Source organism: Chryseobacterium sp. 22532 (genome assembly GCF_052044665.1).
Classification (GTDB): Bacteria; Bacteroidota; Bacteroidia; order Flavobacteriales; family Weeksellaceae; genus Chryseobacterium; species Chryseobacterium lathyri.
The window spans coordinates 653,970-671,291 of sequence record NZ_JBQENJ010000003.1; the positions used below are offsets into that span (position 1 = coordinate 653,970).

The window sequence follows — 17,322 nt, forward strand, 5'->3', positions numbered from 1 at the left end:
TGGAGTGCCAGAATGAAGAACCAGGAATCAAGATTTCAGATGTGAGATTTCAGATTTCAAAGTGTTTCTTCAATAATTTAACTGTCAACTAGCAACATAAATCAAACGCTCAAACCCTAAAACTCTCAAACTCTACAACTCTCCAATTCCCCTCTATGGCTTGGTTTTTGTTTCAAATAAAGCACTTAAATTATTAATATATCTAAATTATTTCATCATGGTAAATAGCAAAATGTTCATTCTGGGGATTGCATCTGCTGCATTTTTAACATCGTGTAACCCTAAAGAAAAAACTCCTGAAACTGTTGATACGACAACAGATTCTGCAACGGTACAAACACCTTCTTCTGACAGTATTGCAAAAGTAACTCCTTCTGCTCCAGGCGATACTTCGGAAAACGCTCTTGACTGGCCGGGAACGTATGAGGCTGTAGTTCCTTGTGCAGATTGTCCGGGAATTAAAACATCTCTTACCATTAACAATGATAAAACGTTCAGCATCACTGAGGAATATATTGAGAGAAATTCCAAAAACCAGGATAAGGGAACTTTTGAATGGGATGCCGCAGGAAGTGTCATTACCTTAAAAGGAAAAAGTGCCGGCTATAAATACAAAGTAGGTGAAAATGTTCTTATACAGCTGGATATGGACGGAAAAGAAATAACCGGACCTAACAAGGATCTGTATGTTTTCAAGAAAAAATAAGGGCTTAAACCTTTATTTTTTTGCTTGTATCTAAAACTGATAAGCTGTAATTTTAGGATCATTAATAAGGCTTTTTACGACTTCATCATGTTTTGTATGTTTTCCCGTGAGCCTCCATGTGATAGAAAGGTTTCCCTGTGTATACTGCATTTTCAGCATAAAATGTTTCAGATGATGTTCTTCAAATATTTTTTCACAGTGCTCAATATCTTCTGATCTGGTGACCATTATTCTATATTCTCTTATTTTATGACTACTGTCTATATAATTCTGAAGGAAGATCAGTGCACTCAGGATCAAAAGCACCAAAACTGTTCCTAAAAGTGAAAGGTAAACATAGCCCGAGCCTACAGCCATTCCTATTGAAGCGGTAGCCCAGATAGTGGTTGCCGTAGTAATTCCATCGATCTTATTATCCCCTTTAAAAATGACGCCTGCTCCCAGAAAACCGATTCCGGTAATGATATTGGCTGCCAAGCGATCTGGATTTTCAACGCCTATTTTTATGGAAAGAATGGTAAAAAGGCAGGAACCGAAACATACCAGAATAAAAGTCCGAAGACCTGCCGATTTGTTACGATATTCTCGTTCTGCGCCAATCAAAAGTCCCAGAAGAACAGAGATCAGTATCAGCAGCAGCTCATTTTGTATGACATAATGATCCTGAAGGAATTCCATTGTACTGAGTTTTACCTGAATAAAATTACAATAAAAAAGTGTATTTTAATGTCTTTTGATGAATCAGTATTGTACTGTTTAAAAGAAAAGTTTTGTAATATTACACTTTAATTCAATAAAAAGATTCACGATGACGCCTACTTTTTTTGCAACCAAGGAAGAATTCAGAAAGTGGCTGGAGGAGCATCATACAAAAGAAAAAGAGATTCTGGTGGGCTTTTATAAAAAAGACAGTGGAAAACCTTCTATGAACTGGTCTGAAGCTGTGGACCAGGCTTTGTGCTTCGGATGGATAGACAGTGTAAGAAGATCTTTGGACTCAGAAAGCTATTCTAACCGTTTTACACCAAGAAAACCGAATAGCATCTGGAGTATCATCAATATAAAAAAAGTGGAAGAGCTGACGAAAGCCGGGCTTATGACCTTAGAAGGGCAAAAAGCATTTGAAGCAAGAAAAGAAGATAAAACGGGAGTTTACTCGCATGAGAAAGAGGAAATCATTCTTGATCCGGCGTATGAAAAGCAATTTAAAACCCATAAAAATGCCTGGGCTTTTTTTGAAAAACAGGCCCCGTCTTATCAAAGAACGATCATTCACTGGCTGATGAGCGCCAAACAGGAAAAAACAAGGCTTTCCAGATTGGAAAAGGCTATTGGTGAAAGTGAACAATTAAAGAGACTAAAATAAACATACAGTATACTTAAAAAATAATTTATGGACAAAGAAATTTCACACTTTTGGTTGGGATATTTTAAAAATGAGGACGCCTTTAATGATTTTGCGGAAGAAGATGAGAAATATTACACAGAAGAGGAAACGGAGGATCTTTACGTTTCAAAATTTGCAGAATCACAACATATCCAATGGTTTGATTATGATTTTCTGGAATATGGTTTTGAAGATGAAAGTTTAGGCATCTACGAAAAGTTTACCGATTATTCTTATGCTGATCAATGGCTTCCCGTTGTGGAACAGAAGATCAACGAGCTCGGCCTGGAAACTCCGGTAAATGCTATTATTTTCGCTAACAAACATGCTATTCCCAATCCGGTTTCGGTGAATGATGAGGAATATGCATTATATTATATCGGTGAAATTGAATACAATATCTAGCTTTCTGTGAGAAGGGTTTCAATAAAGGATCATGAGAATCTGCTGAAGATTTTTGTGATCCTTCTGAAATATGACATGATTAGTAAAGATATTATTGCAGTATCGTGAAGCGGTAAAAAGAACTACCCTTATTGAAAATTAAGACCATAAAGCAAAATTACTTTATCGGCAATTTAAAATTTTAATTATCTTAGGCTTAATAAATTACTGATGAAACAGATTCTATTTATTTTGCTGATATTTTATACATCAACCGTATTTGGACAGAATAAATGTACGTTAAAACTTGAATCCGGCACCACTCATCTGCAGGAAAAAGGAATCGTAGAGCTGTCTGTAATGAATACAGGAAACAAAAAAATTAAGATCAACAAAATTTTTTCTCCTTACAGACTACAACTTGTAAAAATCAGGGAAAAGGAAAATAAAATAGACTATACAGCTGATGTGGACTGCTTCACGGACTGTATAAAAAAAACAGTAAAGCTAAAACCGGGAGAAAGTTACAGGTATACAATTCCGATCAAAGAAACAATCCAATATGCTAAGCTTATGAATGGCAGAACGTATAGTTTCCATCTGTTTTTCGACCTTATTGACCTTACTCCTGAAAACTGTAATATCTATGGTTTGACGGATAACGAAGTTGTTTATACAAAATAAACCTCGAATAAAATTCAATTGATATCCTACGTTTCTCATTCATTAAGTTTAAATTGTTATTAAATATTGAATGGGAATGTACTCAGATATATTTAAAAAAGATGAACGAAAATTTACAGAACGAAATTAATTTACATTCAGCAGGCGCCACAATACGACATCAGTCTGCTTTTGACCATCTAAAAAGTCATCAAAATGATTTTCAGCTGGATCAAGAATTTATTGATAAATGGGTTTTACCATTTTACATGAAAATATGGAATACCTCAGGCTCATGGATTACCGATATAAAGGAACTCAAAGATGAAATTACTGAAGAAGTGACCGCTACACTTTTGGGAGATTTTAACTGGAGAACAAGAACTGTAGGAGCTTATCTTTCTGCTATAAAAAATTATGAAAACCAGATAGATATCATCGGAATACATCTCCTTAAAAGCGAGTTATGCTATTCGGGCGATCTTTATGCCCTTATTTTTGCATTTTATAACAATGAGAAAACAATTGGCTATCTGAATCAGTATCTTGATTACTATTTACAACAACCTCAGCTTCACTTCGATCAGGAAAGAGTCATGGAAGTTGTTGTTTATCTCGATACTATTAACGGAACCAATAACTTTGCGAAACATATGATCAATTGAGGAAAAATGCTGGAAAATCAAAATGCAATTTCTAAAGTCAGGAATATACAAATGGCAAAATTTATTGAACAGCATGAGGGAGAAGCTAAAGCTAAAGAATTTCTAGCTTCTGTAAGTAATTTAAAATTTAATTATAATTTAGATACAGAATGGATTACAGCTCCTCTTCAGCTTTTGAAAGAGCTTAGAGAATATTGTAAATAATAAAAGCTTTGAAGAAAATACGAAGGCTTAACTAATACACTCACAAAACAAAAACCATTGAAAAAAATCATCCTTCTGATCGTTTTATCCCTTCTCCTGCTCTATTCCTGCAAAAAAGAGAAAAGGCCGGTTACCGATCAGAAAAAAAATGCTGTAGAAAAAGTGATTAAATCAGATACAGCAAGTCATCGGGTTTCTGAAGAACAAACTGCCTCTTTTAAAAGTAACAAACCGGCTGATTTTGTTCCTGCAGGATATGAAATTCAGTACGATGCGGAAGGAGATCTTAATCTGGACGGACTTTCTGATATGGCTCTTGTCATCAGGAAAAAAGAAGATACGCTGGCTGCCAGAAAAATGATGATCCTGATAAAAAATGCTGATACAACATATAGAATTGATAAAATCTCAGATACTGTTCTCCCCGATGAATATAATGAAGCCGGCTATAAAATGCATGACCCGGAGGATATTTCCATTGAAAAGGGAGAGCTGAATATTAACCTTTATGATATCGGGCCCTATGGAAATCAGTTCAGCAGATTTAAATACCTGAACGGAGACCTCATCCTCACCTACATTGAGACTTACAATATGGGAGCCGGCTCTCACTCTGCCCTTTATTATGAGCCTATGAAAGGAAAACTGATCCTTGAAACCGTAAATACCATGAAAGAGGAAATGCCATCAGAATCTAAAACTTTTCATCTCAAAAAAGAAAGGTACATATTTGAAAAATCTTCTCCCGAAGATATTGTGCAAAAAGTTTACGGATCTGTAAATAATGAATAACATCCTCCATTAGAAAAATAGCGAAAAAGGGTAATTGATAAGGGCCTGTAATAATTCGAAATTTGTAGATACAACAACAGAATTAAAAACAGCAATATCATGAAAACTCTACATTTCGGACTTTTAGGAAAGGAAAATACAAGTCCTTTTATCGTTACTGCTATCCTGTACAGTATTCTCTTATGTCTGCCTTTCATTTATTTTTTATATCTGAAAGGCCAGCCTCATTCCTCTAATTTTGAAAATATGGATGAAGAGGGAAAAACCATCGTTGTAAAAGACTGGACAGACAATGCGGAGTCCAGACAGTTTAAACTGCTTACAAGAGTCGCAATTTTTAGCGCTGCTTTCTCTTTTGGGGCTTTGGGTGCAGCAGTAAGTCTTATCACAAGAGCAAGAAGATCAGGTTCTTTTGATCATAAAATAACCATCAAGGAATTAATTTCTATACAAACCATAGGGGCGGTTTTTGCCTTTATCCTTTCCCTGATTTTTATGGGTGAAATGATCGGCGGCACATTGTTTCCCAATGCTGATAAATTTTATTATATCGTTTACATTCCCGCAGCTCTTGCAAAACTTCTTGTCTGGTCATTTCTGGCTGGTTTTGCTGAAAGATTCGTCCCTAATATTCTTGAAAACCTGACCAAAATGAAAGATGTAAATGAAGAATCCTAAAATAATCAATACTTTCTTAAATTAATACAAAAGTAGTATTTCACAGGAAGTGAAAACTTCTTATCTTTATCTGGTATTGAATTGAATGAAACATCATTCTTTTGACATACAGACCTTAAAAAAAACCGAGACGAAGGTAAAATCAATGAGGTGAAAAATGATTACACAAAATTTTCCGCACATGCAGAAAGTTTTAGAAGACTAATTTTTTTAGTCTTCTTTTATTTTAATGGCATTACAGTTTGTACTGATTATTTGATACTACGGAAACCCGTAAATTATTTTACGTAATTCAAAATAGTTTTGTATATCAAAAAATAATAATTATGTCACTAACTAAATGTCCAAACTGCCAAACCAACATTAATAATACTGTAAGTTTTTGCCCCGAATGTGGTTATTCGATAAAAAACAGTTCGGGTGCACCCGTGAATAAAAGTTCACCAAATTCTCCTATGCCTAAGAAGCAAAATAATGGATGTGCAATTATTTTATTAGTATTTTTCGGACTTCTGTTTATTGGATTTTTATCTCGACAATGCTCAAAAACACAGGTAGAGGAAAAGCACACCTCAGGCCTTGATACTAAACTTTCAAAAGAGGACAGTATTAAAAACCATGCAAAAATTGATAGTATTAATAAGGAAATAAAAATTGAAGAAGAAAAATTTTTAAAATCAAAAGCTGGAAAAATCTACAAAAAACATCCTGAATGGTCGAAAGAAGATTGTATCAATATTTCTGAAAATAAGATATGGATTGGAATGCATTATGATATGTTAATCTATGAACGTGGACGACCTGATAATATAAATACATCAAACTATGGAGATGGCACTCAGTATCAGGCATGTTGGCATGATTATAATGCATCATGTTTTTACTTTGGAGAGAGCCAAATTATTACCTCTTATAATTAATTTAAAAAAAATAAGGTGAGTACTGGCTCACCTTATTTTTTTAATTCTCTCTTTATTTTTATTAATGTGCTTCCAGCCAGTTATTCCCGACTCCCACTTCTACCAGCAAAGGTACCTGTGTTTCCAAAGCACTTTCCATCTCGGTTCTGATCAGTTTTGAAGCTGCTTCAATCTCGTCTACCGGAGCTTCAAATATAAGTTCGTCATGCACCTGGAGAAGCATTTTAGTCTGCAGCTGCTGTGCTTTAAGTTCCTTATCGATTTTGATCATGGCTAGCTTTACAACATCTGCTGCACTTCCCTGTACCGGTGCATTGACAGCATTTCTTTCCGCATGGCCTCTCACCACGAAATTATTGGAATTAATATCTTTTAAATGACGCTTTCTTCCTAAAATTGTTTCCACATATCCTATCTGACGGGCTTTGCTGACTTGCTCTGCCATATATTCTTTTAGTTTCGGATAGGTTTCAAAGTAGGCTTCGATCATCTGTTTGGCTTCGGTTCTTGAAAGGCCAGTTTGCTCTGCCAATGCAAAAGCTCCCTGTCCGTAAATAATTCCGAAATTCACGGTCTTCGCCTGGCTTCTCTGGGTTTTGGAAACTTCTTCCAGAGGAATTTTGAACAGTTTTGCCGCTGTTGAAGCGTGAATATCTTCTCCGTCCTGGAAAGCTTTGATCATATTTTCTTCTCCTGATATCTCGGCAATCAAACGAAGTTCGATCTGAGAGTAATCGGCAGAAATGATTTTTTTTCCTTCTCCTGAAACAAAAGCTCCTCTGATCTGCTGCCCACGCAGTGTCCTGATCGGGATATTCTGAAGATTGGGATTTACACTTGCCAGACGTCCTGTAGCAGCCGTAGTCTGGGAAAAATTAGTATGTACCCTGCTGTCGTGTTTATCGATCTGGGAAGGCAAAGCATCTACATAGGTAGATTTTAATTTCTGATAGGTCCTGTATTCTAGGATATGCTTGATGATCTCATGTTTTGAGCTCAGCTTTTGAAGAACATCTTCTGAAGTTGCATACTGTCCTGTTTTTGTTTTCTTTGCTTTGGGGTCCAGCTGCATTTTTTCAAAGAGGATTTCTCCAAGCTGTTTGGGTGAATTCATGTTGAATTCTTCTCCGGAAAGTTCAAAAATCTTAGTTTCCAGCTGTCTCAGGTCATTTTCAAGATCGATACTTTCCTGGGCCAGCCATTTTTCGTCGAGTGAAATACCGGCAAGCTCCATTTTGGCAAGGACTTCCATCAGAGGCATTTCTATTTTAAAGAAAAGGTCTTCCAGGTTTTCTTTTTTCAGTTGCGGGGCAAAAAGCTCGTACAGCTGGAACGTTACGTCAGCATCTTCTGCTGCATAATCGGTTTGCGTTCTCAGGTCCGCATCTCTGAAAGTTCCTTGGTTCTTTCCTTTTTTCCCAATAATGGTTTCAATGGAAACCGGTTTATAGTTGAGATAGACTTCGGAAAGGTAATCCATTCCGTGTCTTCCGTCCGGATTCAACAGGTAATGGGCAATCATGGTATCAAACATGGCCCCTTTTACTGTAATATCGTACTGCTTTAATATTTTATAATCGAATTTTAAATTGTGAGCAATTTTCAACAGGTCTTCTTTCTCAAAGAACGGTCTGAAAATTTCCAGTGTCTGAAGCACTTCTCCTTTATCTTCGGATAACGGGATGTAGTACGCCAGCCCTTTTTTATAGGAAAAACTCATTCCTACAAGCTCTGCCTCCAATTCGTTCAGTGAAGTGGTTTCTGTATCAAAACAGACTGCTTTCTGCTTTAACAGGTTACTGACCAATACTTTTTGTGCTTTTGGATTATTCACAAACTGGTATAGATGGTCGTTCTTGTCGATGGAAGTTTTGGTAGAAGTCGCCTGATCCAATTCTTCAAAATTGGCAAACAGGTCAAGCTGCATCACCTGTCCTTTTATTTCAGTGCCGGCAGGAGTCTTTGTTACTTCAACCTCACTTACGATCACAGTTTCTGTAGGTGCAGAAGCAAATGCCCGGTAAAGATTTTCGTATAATCTCCTGAATTCTATTTCGTCAAAAACTTCTTTTACTTTTTCGAAATCCGGGGTATCAAGATCATATTGTTCCTGATGAAATTCTATAGGTGCATCGCAGATGATGGTTGCCAGCTTTTTGGATAAAATTCCGCGTTCTGCCGAAGCTTCCACTTTTTCTTTCAGCTTTCCTTTCAGCTTATCTGTATTGGCCAGCAGGGTTTCGATATTACCGAATTCTTTAAGGAATTTCATCGCAGTTTTTTCTCCGACTCCATCCAGTCCGGGGATATTATCCACGGCATCTCCCATCATTGCCAGGAAATCAATAACCTGCTTAGGGTCCTCAATCTCGTATTTTGCTTTTACTTCTTCTACTCCAAGGATTTCTATATCCCCTCCTTTTAAACCGGGTTTATAAATTTTAATTTTATCTGTAACCAGCTGGGCAAAATCTTTATCCGGTGTTACCATGAAAGTGGTATACCCTTCTTTTTCTGCCTTGCAGGCAATGGTGCCTATCACATCATCTGCTTCATAACCTTCTACCCCTAAGATGGGAATATGCATCGCCTCTAATATCCGGTGAATGTATGGAACAGCTATTTTGATCGCTTCAGGAGTCTCGCTTCTGTTGGCTTTGTAATCTGAATAATCATCCGTTCTTACACTTGCCTGCCCTACATCAAAAACAACGGCCAGATGGGTCGGCTTTTCTCTTCTGATCAGTTCGATCAGGGAATTGGTAAACCCAAAAATAGCAGAGGTGTCCACACCTTTGCTTGTGAGCCTGGGATTCCTGATCAATGCGTAATATCCTCTGAATATCATCGCATAAGCATCGATGAGAAAGAGTCTTTTATCTTGTGTTGCGTCCATAATGTCTATAATGAACAAATATAAGAAAATAGGAATATTTTTTTGAGTTATAAGCGATGAATTATGAGTTATAAGTTTTTATGATATATACTCAAAGTGTTCTATAGAGATCATAAAAAAACAGAACAGCATTTCTGCTATTCTGTCCTGATGTTATTTTTTTACTAAAAGACTTGGGTCTTATTAATGACCTGATGAAGGCCACATTCCGCGGTACTCGGAGTTACCAAGAGTGATAACTTCTGCGCTCACTACGAAGCTAATCAGCATGCTGTTGCTGTCAACCGCATCGAAATCTACTTCATGCTGGATCACATATCCGTTCTCCCACTTCAAAGTAGTCAGTGTACCTTCTTCATGAGATTTATTGAAAGTAACTTCTCCTGTTGTCGGCTTATATTTCCCGTTCAATAAACTTTCTAAGATATCAGATTTTTCAGTAGCTTCTACTGTCACTTTGATCAATGCATTTGACGGATCTGAAGCTACACGTCCTGAAACATCTGTAGATCTCGATACGCTGTAGTTAAGCTTTAATAATTTCTGACCTTCTCCTCCGTTGAATTTTAAGATTCCTCTTGAATTTGCTGCCATGATTGGTGAATTTTAATTTGTTATATATAATGTGAATAGTGATTGATTACAGAGCAAAGATAAAATCGATATGGGGAAAGAAAAAGTTTTTGAGTGCCAATCTGAAATATTGTAGTAATTCTACGATTTGATGTAGTAATTCTACGACTTTTGACTTAGCATAACGCTGAAAATGTCTGTTTAAAGTAGAAATGATGCTTTTAAGAAGGTTTAATTTCTTTATATTTCACACTATTATGGGAAATATAAAATCAGACCTTGTCCGATCTGATTTTATATTTATTAAAAGTATTGTTTCCAGTTGTCTTTATTTTCCCTTTACAATAGCCAAATCTTCCTGATAGCGGTTTTCACCGTAATTCTTTTTAAAATTGACTGATATTTTATCTTTAGGGCTCAGATTTTCATAAAGCTTGATCCTGAGTTTCGCCTCTTCTATTGTATCTTTTTGGTAAGGAAACTGAACATTGTATTTTTCAGTCAGCTGTTTTTTAAGTACAAATAATTTTTGATAATATGGAGAATCCGGTAAACTACGTTCATTTTTCTGCTTTTCCTTATATTGAATATAATTGGCCATTGGAGAAAGATTTGTTCCGGCGATAACCGGCTGCCCTCCTTTTTCCAGAAAATAGCTGGCCAAATCCAAATCATCTCTTGTAGCATCTTCCATAATATTGCCTCCATTGTAAGATACATGGTTAATATCTGCCCCATGTTCAAGCAAATAGTTGATCATTTTTCTTTCAACATTTTCATCTCCCAGCACCATCGCGTCACTAAGCGGATTCACGCCAACTGCAGGATTAAGTGTTGCATGGTATTTTAATAATAAGTCCAGCATATTATAATCATTAAGGGCTACGGCATGCTTAACCGGCAAACCTTGAGGCATAATAATATTAGGATCAGCACCATTTTGCAGTAAGGATTCCATTGCTTTCATATTTTCAAGTAATGCAGCATAATGCAATAAGGTGTACCCATTATCTTCTTCTTTATCACTCAACTGGTTAATTATTTCCGGATGAGCCTTAATGACATTTGTAAGTTCAACATTGTTTTCATCAAAAATACTTTGTGCGGCTTTAAGCTGTGGGCCCTCAAATAGTTTTCCAGGCGGAAGATTTCTTCTATTTACATTTTTACGGGATCTAAGAACAGAATCTGAACAATTGTTAAGTGTCATAATGGATAGAAGTATTAAAATAATTGCTTTCATATTATATATTATTTGCTACAACGTCTGTATTGATTGTGCTCATCATAGCCTGAAATGCATCATTATAAGCACTGTGGCCACTTCCAATGGTCTTTATACCAAGCCCTTCATTGTCTTCAATATATCCGTAAATTTCATGTTGTTCATTTAAAGCACGGGGAACACCTCCGGTAAGGCCTCCGGCTCCTGCAAGTAAATTCAATCCGGGAATTCCTGAAAACGCTAATGTGGAGAGTAGGCCTTCTCTATTGTTTTGCAATCCATTAAGAATGTCATTACTTGTACTATAATTAATAATATTTGAGGTTGACTTTACAGCTCCTTTTTCATCAAGATAATTTAAGGTATTTTGATGGACACCTCTTGTATTAAAGGTATACCCCGGAAGTCCTGTATAGTAGGAGGCCATTGCACTGTTTCCTCCTCCTAAAGAATGTCCTGTAAATTTCACATTTCCATTGGTTGCATAATCCATTTTCTCAGCAAGGCTTCTGGTTTTTTCTATTTGAGGAGTAGCAAAGCCAAAGGCCTGTCCTCCATCTTCAATAAACCAGTCATGATAGAATTGCATCCCTTTCGGCTCTGAACCTCTAAACGCCACAAAAAAATCTCCTGTTTCTTTGTTATGATATAAGGATGCATAAAAACCATTGTCATTATTTGTATTAAAATCTTCTTTCTTCAATACTCCCGGTCCAAACAATTCGTCTAATTTACCCTGATCATCTGTATTAATGCGGGTATATCCATCTATTGTTGTATTATTTCCGTCTTTATCCTTATATCCATCTTCATAAGAATTTTGTGCCATCTGGCTGGCTGTACTTGCTTCCTGAAGCTGAGCAATGGGTAGATGAAAAGTAACCTCTCCTCCTATGAAACAATGTAAACTGGAATTTTGCAGTAAAGGTTTTTTATTTTCAATTCTTACTTTTGGATGGGTATTTTTCCAATCGCTTCCTTTGCATAAAAATGAGCAGATATTCAGGCAGTCATCAATAAGGGCACTTCCTGCCCAGGCTGCTGCAGCCAAAACCAAAAGTCCACCGGAAAAAGCTGCTGCTACAGCAACTCCAGCTAAAGCTCCGGCTATCATCATTTCAGGACAAATAAAATTGTCTTTAAAACGGTCATCCTCCGTAGCCATTAGTTTGGCCCCTTTTTTCAAGTTTACCGAAGACTGGGAACTGACTCCAATTCCTATCAACCTTCTGCCTTTACTACAGATAAGCGGAGTGCCTTGTGCGATATATAATTGACTCATAGTGATCGTGAATTAATTGTTACTTTTTATTTAACCTTATATGATATCTGCAGACATATATCATTTTTTCATTAAGCTCTTCCTTCACGTGAAATATGACTTCTGACAGTACCGAATCCTGATTATAGATGTATTCTCCTTCTATTGCATACTTGTATTCCAAAGCATTGACCAAGGTCTTCTGATACTTTTCTTTGTATACATTTTCAAACCGGGATTGGCTTTCCTTACTTTTTCCTTCCAGCTTTACCGTATATCCTCCTTCTTCGTTTCCGTAAATTCTGTAGGCAGAGCTGTAATTCAGTTCTTCTCCGGGAAAAAGCGTTGATAAAGTGGTTCTTACAGGAATCTCATCTGTAAAACTCCCTCCTGCGAATACCGGTAAAGGGTAAAACATAATCTGGTACAATAAATTCCGCCCAATATTACGGTCTATGTTATTAAACTCTTTATCATAAATCTGAATAAAAGTTTTATAACTCTCTTTTACCAGTTCAAAGAAATGTAAGTCTTTTTTTATCCCCTCCCATTTACTTAAAATTTCATTTTTGTTGGTGACTTCATTAATGCTTTTATCCGTATTCAAAGATAATTCTACTACCTCTGTTGCCTTATTTATTTTCTCAAGGATTTCATAAAAAGGCTGCATTTGCCCGTCTGACTGAATATACCGCTGGGTAGAAGACTCCACAGTGATGTGGTTGTATTCACCCGGTAATAGGGTCCAGTCCTGCTCTATTTCTGTCTGGTTGGCTTTTCCTGTACCTAATGTAAGATAGGATTTTATATTGATATGATATTCTGCTTTTTTATACCAGGCATATTTAAATCCTGATAAGTCATTATTTTCTTCATTATTCGGTTCCAATGTCATGCTTTGCTAAGTTTTTAGAATAAATTGCCCCAACACTAGTTAATATCAACTTTACTTCCGGTAATAAAAAGATCTCCTGTTGCATTAATTGAAGTGATCGATTTACTGTGAATGCTCAGCTTATCCTGTGTTACTAGTAAAGCATTCTGTAACGAATTCAAATCCAGCATTCCTTCTTTGGCAGAAATAGTGATTCCTTCTTTGGTGATGGTTATGCTGTTTTCGCCTACTTTTAATTCAATTTTTGTTTTTCCTTCTACAGATATATTTCCACTGGCATCCATTTTTAAAACCGAATTAGCCGCTCCGCCGTCTTTTCCACCTACATTAATAGAACTCGTACTTCCGGCATTGACCGTATTATTGTTCCCTACGTTGACAGTTTTATTATTATTAGCATTGGTCTGCGCATTTCCTGCCCCATCAAATTTCATATTGGCACCGCCCTGATCGGTCAGAAAAACAGAACCTTCACCATCATTCAATTCTAATTTATTTCCGCTTCTGCTGCTTAAACTTTTTATGTTATTACCGGTTCCGCCTCCGCCTCCGATTCCGCCATGGAACATTCCTCCCATAACAAACGGACGGTCCGGGTGCTGATGCACAAAATTGACAATAACCTGGTCCCCAATTTCCGGAACAGCCATAAATCCTCTGTTTTTACTTACTTTGTCACTGCTTCCTGCATCCGGAGTCATCACACGTACAAATTCTGTAGTGTCCGGGCCACCCTGCCAGTCAAACTGAACTTTTACCCTTCCCTGGTTTAAAGGATCGGTATTGGAAATAACCTTTGCAAATTGCGGTTCTGCTTTCGGAGTTTCAAATTCCGGACGGGGAATAAACCCAGTATCTGCAGCAATAGCTTCAAAATTCCCATCATAATAGCCTCTTGCATTGACTTCATGGGTAACTTCCACGATCATTAATTTGGTAAAATAAGAGGTATCGTTAGTATCTGTTTTACGCATTTCAATATCTGCCGTACATCCGGGATATAAAAACGGAACCGTTGTAGATCCTGAAGTAATGAAAACCTCTGATGCCTTGCTGCCTGCTGTTCCTTTCTGGGAGGCGTCAATATCCATAAATGATGTGGCTTTAATAGGCGCTACCCGTAAAGAAGGTGTTTTAAAGGTTCTTTCTGATATTTCATAAGCACGTTTGGCAATATCCGAAGTATGATTGATCTTCGAGCTTCCTGTAACGAGCTTCTCATTTTTACTGCTGTTATAGCCATAAAAACTTGGGCTTACATGCTGAGCTTTCATCCTTATCGCAATATCACTTACACTGCTTCCGTAGGTAAGTTTAACAGGTTTTTCCTGTGGTGGAAGTTTTCCGAAATGCAGAACTTCACCATCATAATAAAACTGTTCGCCGTAAGCTTCAGCAATTCTTGCCAGATAGTTGTAATGAGTTTCTTCATACTGAGAGCTGTAAGGAACGTTTCCATGCTGGGCATCTACCCTGAAATCGAACTTGTTCTGTCCTAATCCCTCTTTGATGACATGATCAGCAATACTGTTCAAGCTTACTTCCTGCCCGCCCCCGAAGCTCTGAATGTGGGGTGCAGCATCCAACAGCACAGTCGGACTGAATCCTTTAAGGACAATATTTCCAAGGCTTCCTTTTTCCTGACTGAATCCTACTTCTGTAATAACCCCCACAAAGTTACGCTCAGGTCCCTGTTCGATATCTTTATATTTAAATACTACTGTAATTCTTTTTCCTAAAAAGCCCTGTGCTTCCTGTAAATTATGGTTTTCTGCACCCCCTAAAGTATCATGGGCGAGAATAAGGCTGAATTCGTGGTGCTTTGAAGCACTCTGAACCAGTTTAAAATGTTTGAAGTGCCTGATTACCTGCCCCTCCACTACAATATCAAGCATGACAACCCGGTTAATTCCTGCAATAATGCTTTCCGGGATAGCCTGTGCGTTATGTATTTTGGAAGTGGGCTGTTTGGACCATACCTTGTTTTCGATGACGGATGGATTATTGGGAACCATAGTCTGGTTCATAAACATTTTAGTGCTCTGGGAAGGGCCTGAATAAATGTTCTGTGCGTTTTTTGCAGATTTTTTGATGGCTTCATCTGCTTTCTGAAGCTTAGCATCTACTTTTTGTACAGCAATATCTTCAGCATTGTTAAGCTGTTCTGCTGCTGTATCTTCTATACTTCCTTTCGGGCCCTGTACTTTTATCGGTTGATCATCTTTAAACATAATAAGTGTTTTGTTTAAATTATAATAAATTCTGAATAGCTTCCAGCAATACGGAGGCAGCTTCCAATCCTTACGTAACGCTTATCATAAGGTTCCGAAGGACCATTTTGGACGTGATTTGTCCAAATATGGCAAAAACAGAATAGTATATTCTTGCGAATACACTATTCTGTACCAATTTATTTTTACTAAGATGATTGTTCAGGATTAATGACCTGATGCAGGCCACATTCCGCGGTACTCGGAGTTACCTAACGTGATAACTTCTGCACTCACGACGAAGCTGATCAGCATACTGTTTTCGTCTACAGCGTCGAAGTCTACTTCATGCTGGATCACATATCCGTTTTCCCACTTCAATGTAGTTAATGTACCTTCTTCGTGAGATTTGTTGAAAGTAACTTCGCCTGTAGTAGGCTTATACTTTCCGTTCAGTAAGCTTTCAAGGATGTCCGATTTTTCAGTAGCTTCTACTGTAACTTTGATCAGTGCATTGGAAGGGTCTGATGCTACACGTCCTGATACGTCCGTAGATCTTGATACGCTGTAGTTAAGCTTTAATAGCTTCTGACCTTCTCCTCCGTTGAATTTTAAGATTCCTCTTGAATTTGCTGCCATGATTTGTAAATTTTAATCGTTAATATTTTGTGATTTGGTGATTGATTGTATAACAAATATATAACGTCCTATTTTGATAAAAAAGCTTTTGGATATAAATCTGAAATTTTGTAGTAATTCTACGATAATAGACTTAAAACAAAACATAAAAAACTGATTTAAAACAACTTAAAATAAATAAAAAACAACACTCACAACATTAATTTTACACTTAAAAGAGAAATATTAAGAGTTTTTAAGAACATTAGCAGGTGTTTAATAAGGATTAAATTAATCTATTAACAAAAAAACCGTTACTAAAAGTTACGGTTTTAAGAATTATAATGTGCACAGATTTATTGCTGCTGTACACGGCTTCCTTCTTTTATAGAACGGGAAAGAATTTTATTTTTTTTCAAAAGAAAATCCGGCATAAGGTCGGTAGGAAGATAAAGAGGACTCTCCCCTTTTTTCTGCAGTTCCTCAACGATTCCGGGATTCCAGGCAAGAATTTCATTCATCTCTACATCCAGCTCATCAGCAATGACATCCAGATTGAATCCTGCATTAATTTCGGTTTCCTGAAGAGGTGCAGCACTGTTTCTGCCACTTCCTCCTTCGGTAAAGAAAATTTTGTTGAGTCTTGAAGAATTATAGTTATTCAAAACACTTTCCAGCTCACCGGTTGCGTAGCAGGCATTCAGGTATTTTTTAACGTGATTGATTGTTTCACCGGGAAGGTATTTAGAAAACACATGGTATTGTGTTGAACCTGCATTCTGCATCGCTTTGGCAATATTTCCTTCGCCACAGTTATAAGCTGCGACAACCGTAATCCAGTCGCCATACTTTCTGTAGAGATTGGCCAGGGAAATTACAGCTGTTTTTGTACTTTTATACACATCCGTCCGGTTTTGTTCTGTAAGTCCGTACTGGTTGGCATGGGAGGTCATAAATTGCCATATGCCCACTGCTCCGGCTCCTGAGGTTATATTTCTGTTGAAATGCGACTCAATCAGGGCCAGGTTTCTCAAATGTCTGGGCAGTCCTTTCTGTACCAATGAATATTCAATAAATTCAACGATTTCCTTGTTCGCATTGATAATATTATTGTACTTTTTCACGCTGCTTTCAGAAGTATCGGAAGCTGCAAGAAACTGTCCGTTCACTGTTACAAAAGTCCCTGCAAGCAACAGTCCTGTAAAAATGGTTTTGAATACAGTTTTCATTTTAATTCCTTATGGT

18 protein-coding genes are annotated in these 17,322 nt (G+C 37.1%); 9 read left to right on the plus strand and 9 right to left on the minus strand.

All coding sequences use genetic code 11. The annotated features are described in order from the left end of the window. Positions 1–217: 217 nt before the first annotated feature. Positions 218–706 carry a copper resistance protein NlpE gene (locus tag ACTJIV_RS10815; RefSeq protein ID WP_228452508.1) on the plus strand — a complete coding sequence of 163 codons (489 nt, stop codon included), beginning with the start codon at positions 218–220 and terminating at the stop codon, positions 704–706. A 30-nt stretch (positions 707–736) separates the two neighbouring features. Here the strand turns inward: ACTJIV_RS10815 and ACTJIV_RS10820 are convergent, their stop codons facing one another. Further along, positions 737–1,384, minus strand: coding sequence for an MgtC/SapB family protein (locus tag ACTJIV_RS10820; protein WP_440627393.1), 648 nt, complete (start codon positions 1,382–1,384; stop codon positions 737–739). Positions 1,385–1,514: 130 nt separating this feature from the next. Here ACTJIV_RS10820 and ACTJIV_RS10825 point away from each other — a divergent pair, with 130 nt between their 5' ends. The 8 genes from ACTJIV_RS10825 to ACTJIV_RS10860 all read left to right on the plus strand — a co-directional run bounded on the left by ACTJIV_RS10825 (position 1,515) and on the right by ACTJIV_RS10860 (position 6,399). Further along, complete coding sequence (locus tag ACTJIV_RS10825; RefSeq protein ID WP_440627395.1) at positions 1,515–2,072, plus strand: YdeI/OmpD-associated family protein; 558 nt, start codon at positions 1,515–1,517, stop codon at positions 2,070–2,072. A 27-nt stretch (positions 2,073–2,099) separates the two neighbouring features. Continuing rightward, positions 2,100–2,498 (plus strand): immunity 22 family protein, encoded by a 399-nt coding sequence (locus tag ACTJIV_RS10830; protein WP_440627396.1) that lies wholly within the window; start codon positions 2,100–2,102, stop codon positions 2,496–2,498. A gap of 210 nt (positions 2,499–2,708) precedes the next feature. Continuing rightward, positions 2,709–3,161, plus strand: coding sequence for a hypothetical protein (locus ACTJIV_RS10835; protein ID WP_223558514.1), 453 nt, complete (start codon positions 2,709–2,711; stop codon positions 3,159–3,161). Positions 3,162–3,262: 101 nt separating this feature from the next. Further along, a complete protein-coding gene (locus tag ACTJIV_RS10840) occupies positions 3,263–3,805 on the plus strand; it encodes a DUF6000 family protein (RefSeq protein WP_440627399.1) in 543 nt (180 codons plus the stop codon). 6 nt (positions 3,806–3,811) lie between these two features. After that, a complete protein-coding gene (locus ACTJIV_RS10845; RefSeq protein WP_440627401.1) occupies positions 3,812–4,009 on the plus strand; it encodes a hypothetical protein in 198 nt (65 codons plus the stop codon). A 57-nt stretch (positions 4,010–4,066) separates the two neighbouring features. Next, positions 4,067–4,801, plus strand: a complete 735-nt coding sequence (locus ACTJIV_RS10850; protein ID WP_440627403.1) for a hypothetical protein — start codon at positions 4,067–4,069, stop codon at positions 4,799–4,801. A 99-nt stretch (positions 4,802–4,900) separates the two neighbouring features. Continuing rightward, entirely contained in the window at positions 4,901–5,479 is a 579-nt protein-coding gene (locus ACTJIV_RS10855; protein WP_111955821.1) for a hypothetical protein, read from the plus strand. A gap of 326 nt (positions 5,480–5,805) precedes the next feature. Then, positions 5,806–6,399: a hypothetical protein gene (locus ACTJIV_RS10860; RefSeq protein WP_440627405.1), complete on the plus strand. Its 594-nt coding sequence runs from the start codon at positions 5,806–5,808 to the stop codon at positions 6,397–6,399. Between the two features lie 61 nt (positions 6,400–6,460). Here ACTJIV_RS10860 and polA read toward each other — a convergent pair whose 3' ends face one another. The 8 genes from polA to ACTJIV_RS10900 all read right to left on the minus strand — a co-directional run bounded on the left by polA (position 6,461) and on the right by ACTJIV_RS10900 (position 17,306). Next, on the minus strand, positions 6,461–9,295 hold the full coding sequence (polA, locus tag ACTJIV_RS10865) for a DNA polymerase I (RefSeq protein WP_440627407.1): 2,835 nt from the start codon (positions 9,293–9,295) through the stop codon (positions 6,461–6,463). A 183-nt stretch (positions 9,296–9,478) separates the two neighbouring features. Continuing rightward, entirely contained in the window at positions 9,479–9,889 is a 411-nt protein-coding gene (tssD, locus tag ACTJIV_RS10870; RefSeq protein WP_174772298.1) for a type VI secretion system tube protein TssD, read from the minus strand. Between the two features lie 307 nt (positions 9,890–10,196). After that, a complete protein-coding gene (locus tag ACTJIV_RS10875; protein ID WP_440627409.1) occupies positions 10,197–11,111 on the minus strand; it encodes an ankyrin repeat domain-containing protein in 915 nt (304 codons plus the stop codon). 1 nt (position 11,112) lies between these two features. Beyond that, complete coding sequence (locus ACTJIV_RS10880; RefSeq protein WP_111955810.1) at positions 11,113–12,375, minus strand: PAAR-like protein; 1,263 nt, start codon at positions 12,373–12,375, stop codon at positions 11,113–11,115. Between the two features lie 19 nt (positions 12,376–12,394). Next, positions 12,395–13,249 carry a hypothetical protein gene (locus ACTJIV_RS10885; RefSeq protein WP_223558508.1) on the minus strand — a complete coding sequence of 285 codons (855 nt, stop codon included), beginning with the start codon at positions 13,247–13,249 and terminating at the stop codon, positions 12,395–12,397. A gap of 35 nt (positions 13,250–13,284) precedes the next feature. Next, positions 13,285–15,480 (minus strand): type VI secretion system Vgr family protein, encoded by a 2,196-nt coding sequence (locus ACTJIV_RS10890; RefSeq protein ID WP_440627412.1) that lies wholly within the window; start codon positions 15,478–15,480, stop codon positions 13,285–13,287. Positions 15,481–15,687: 207 nt separating this feature from the next. Further along, entirely contained in the window at positions 15,688–16,098 is a 411-nt protein-coding gene (gene tssD, locus ACTJIV_RS10895; protein ID WP_174772299.1) for a type VI secretion system tube protein TssD, read from the minus strand. 335 nt (positions 16,099–16,433) lie between these two features. Beyond that, entirely contained in the window at positions 16,434–17,306 is an 873-nt protein-coding gene (locus tag ACTJIV_RS10900; RefSeq protein WP_336379658.1) for a lytic transglycosylase domain-containing protein, read from the minus strand. Positions 17,307–17,322 lie beyond the last annotated feature (16 nt).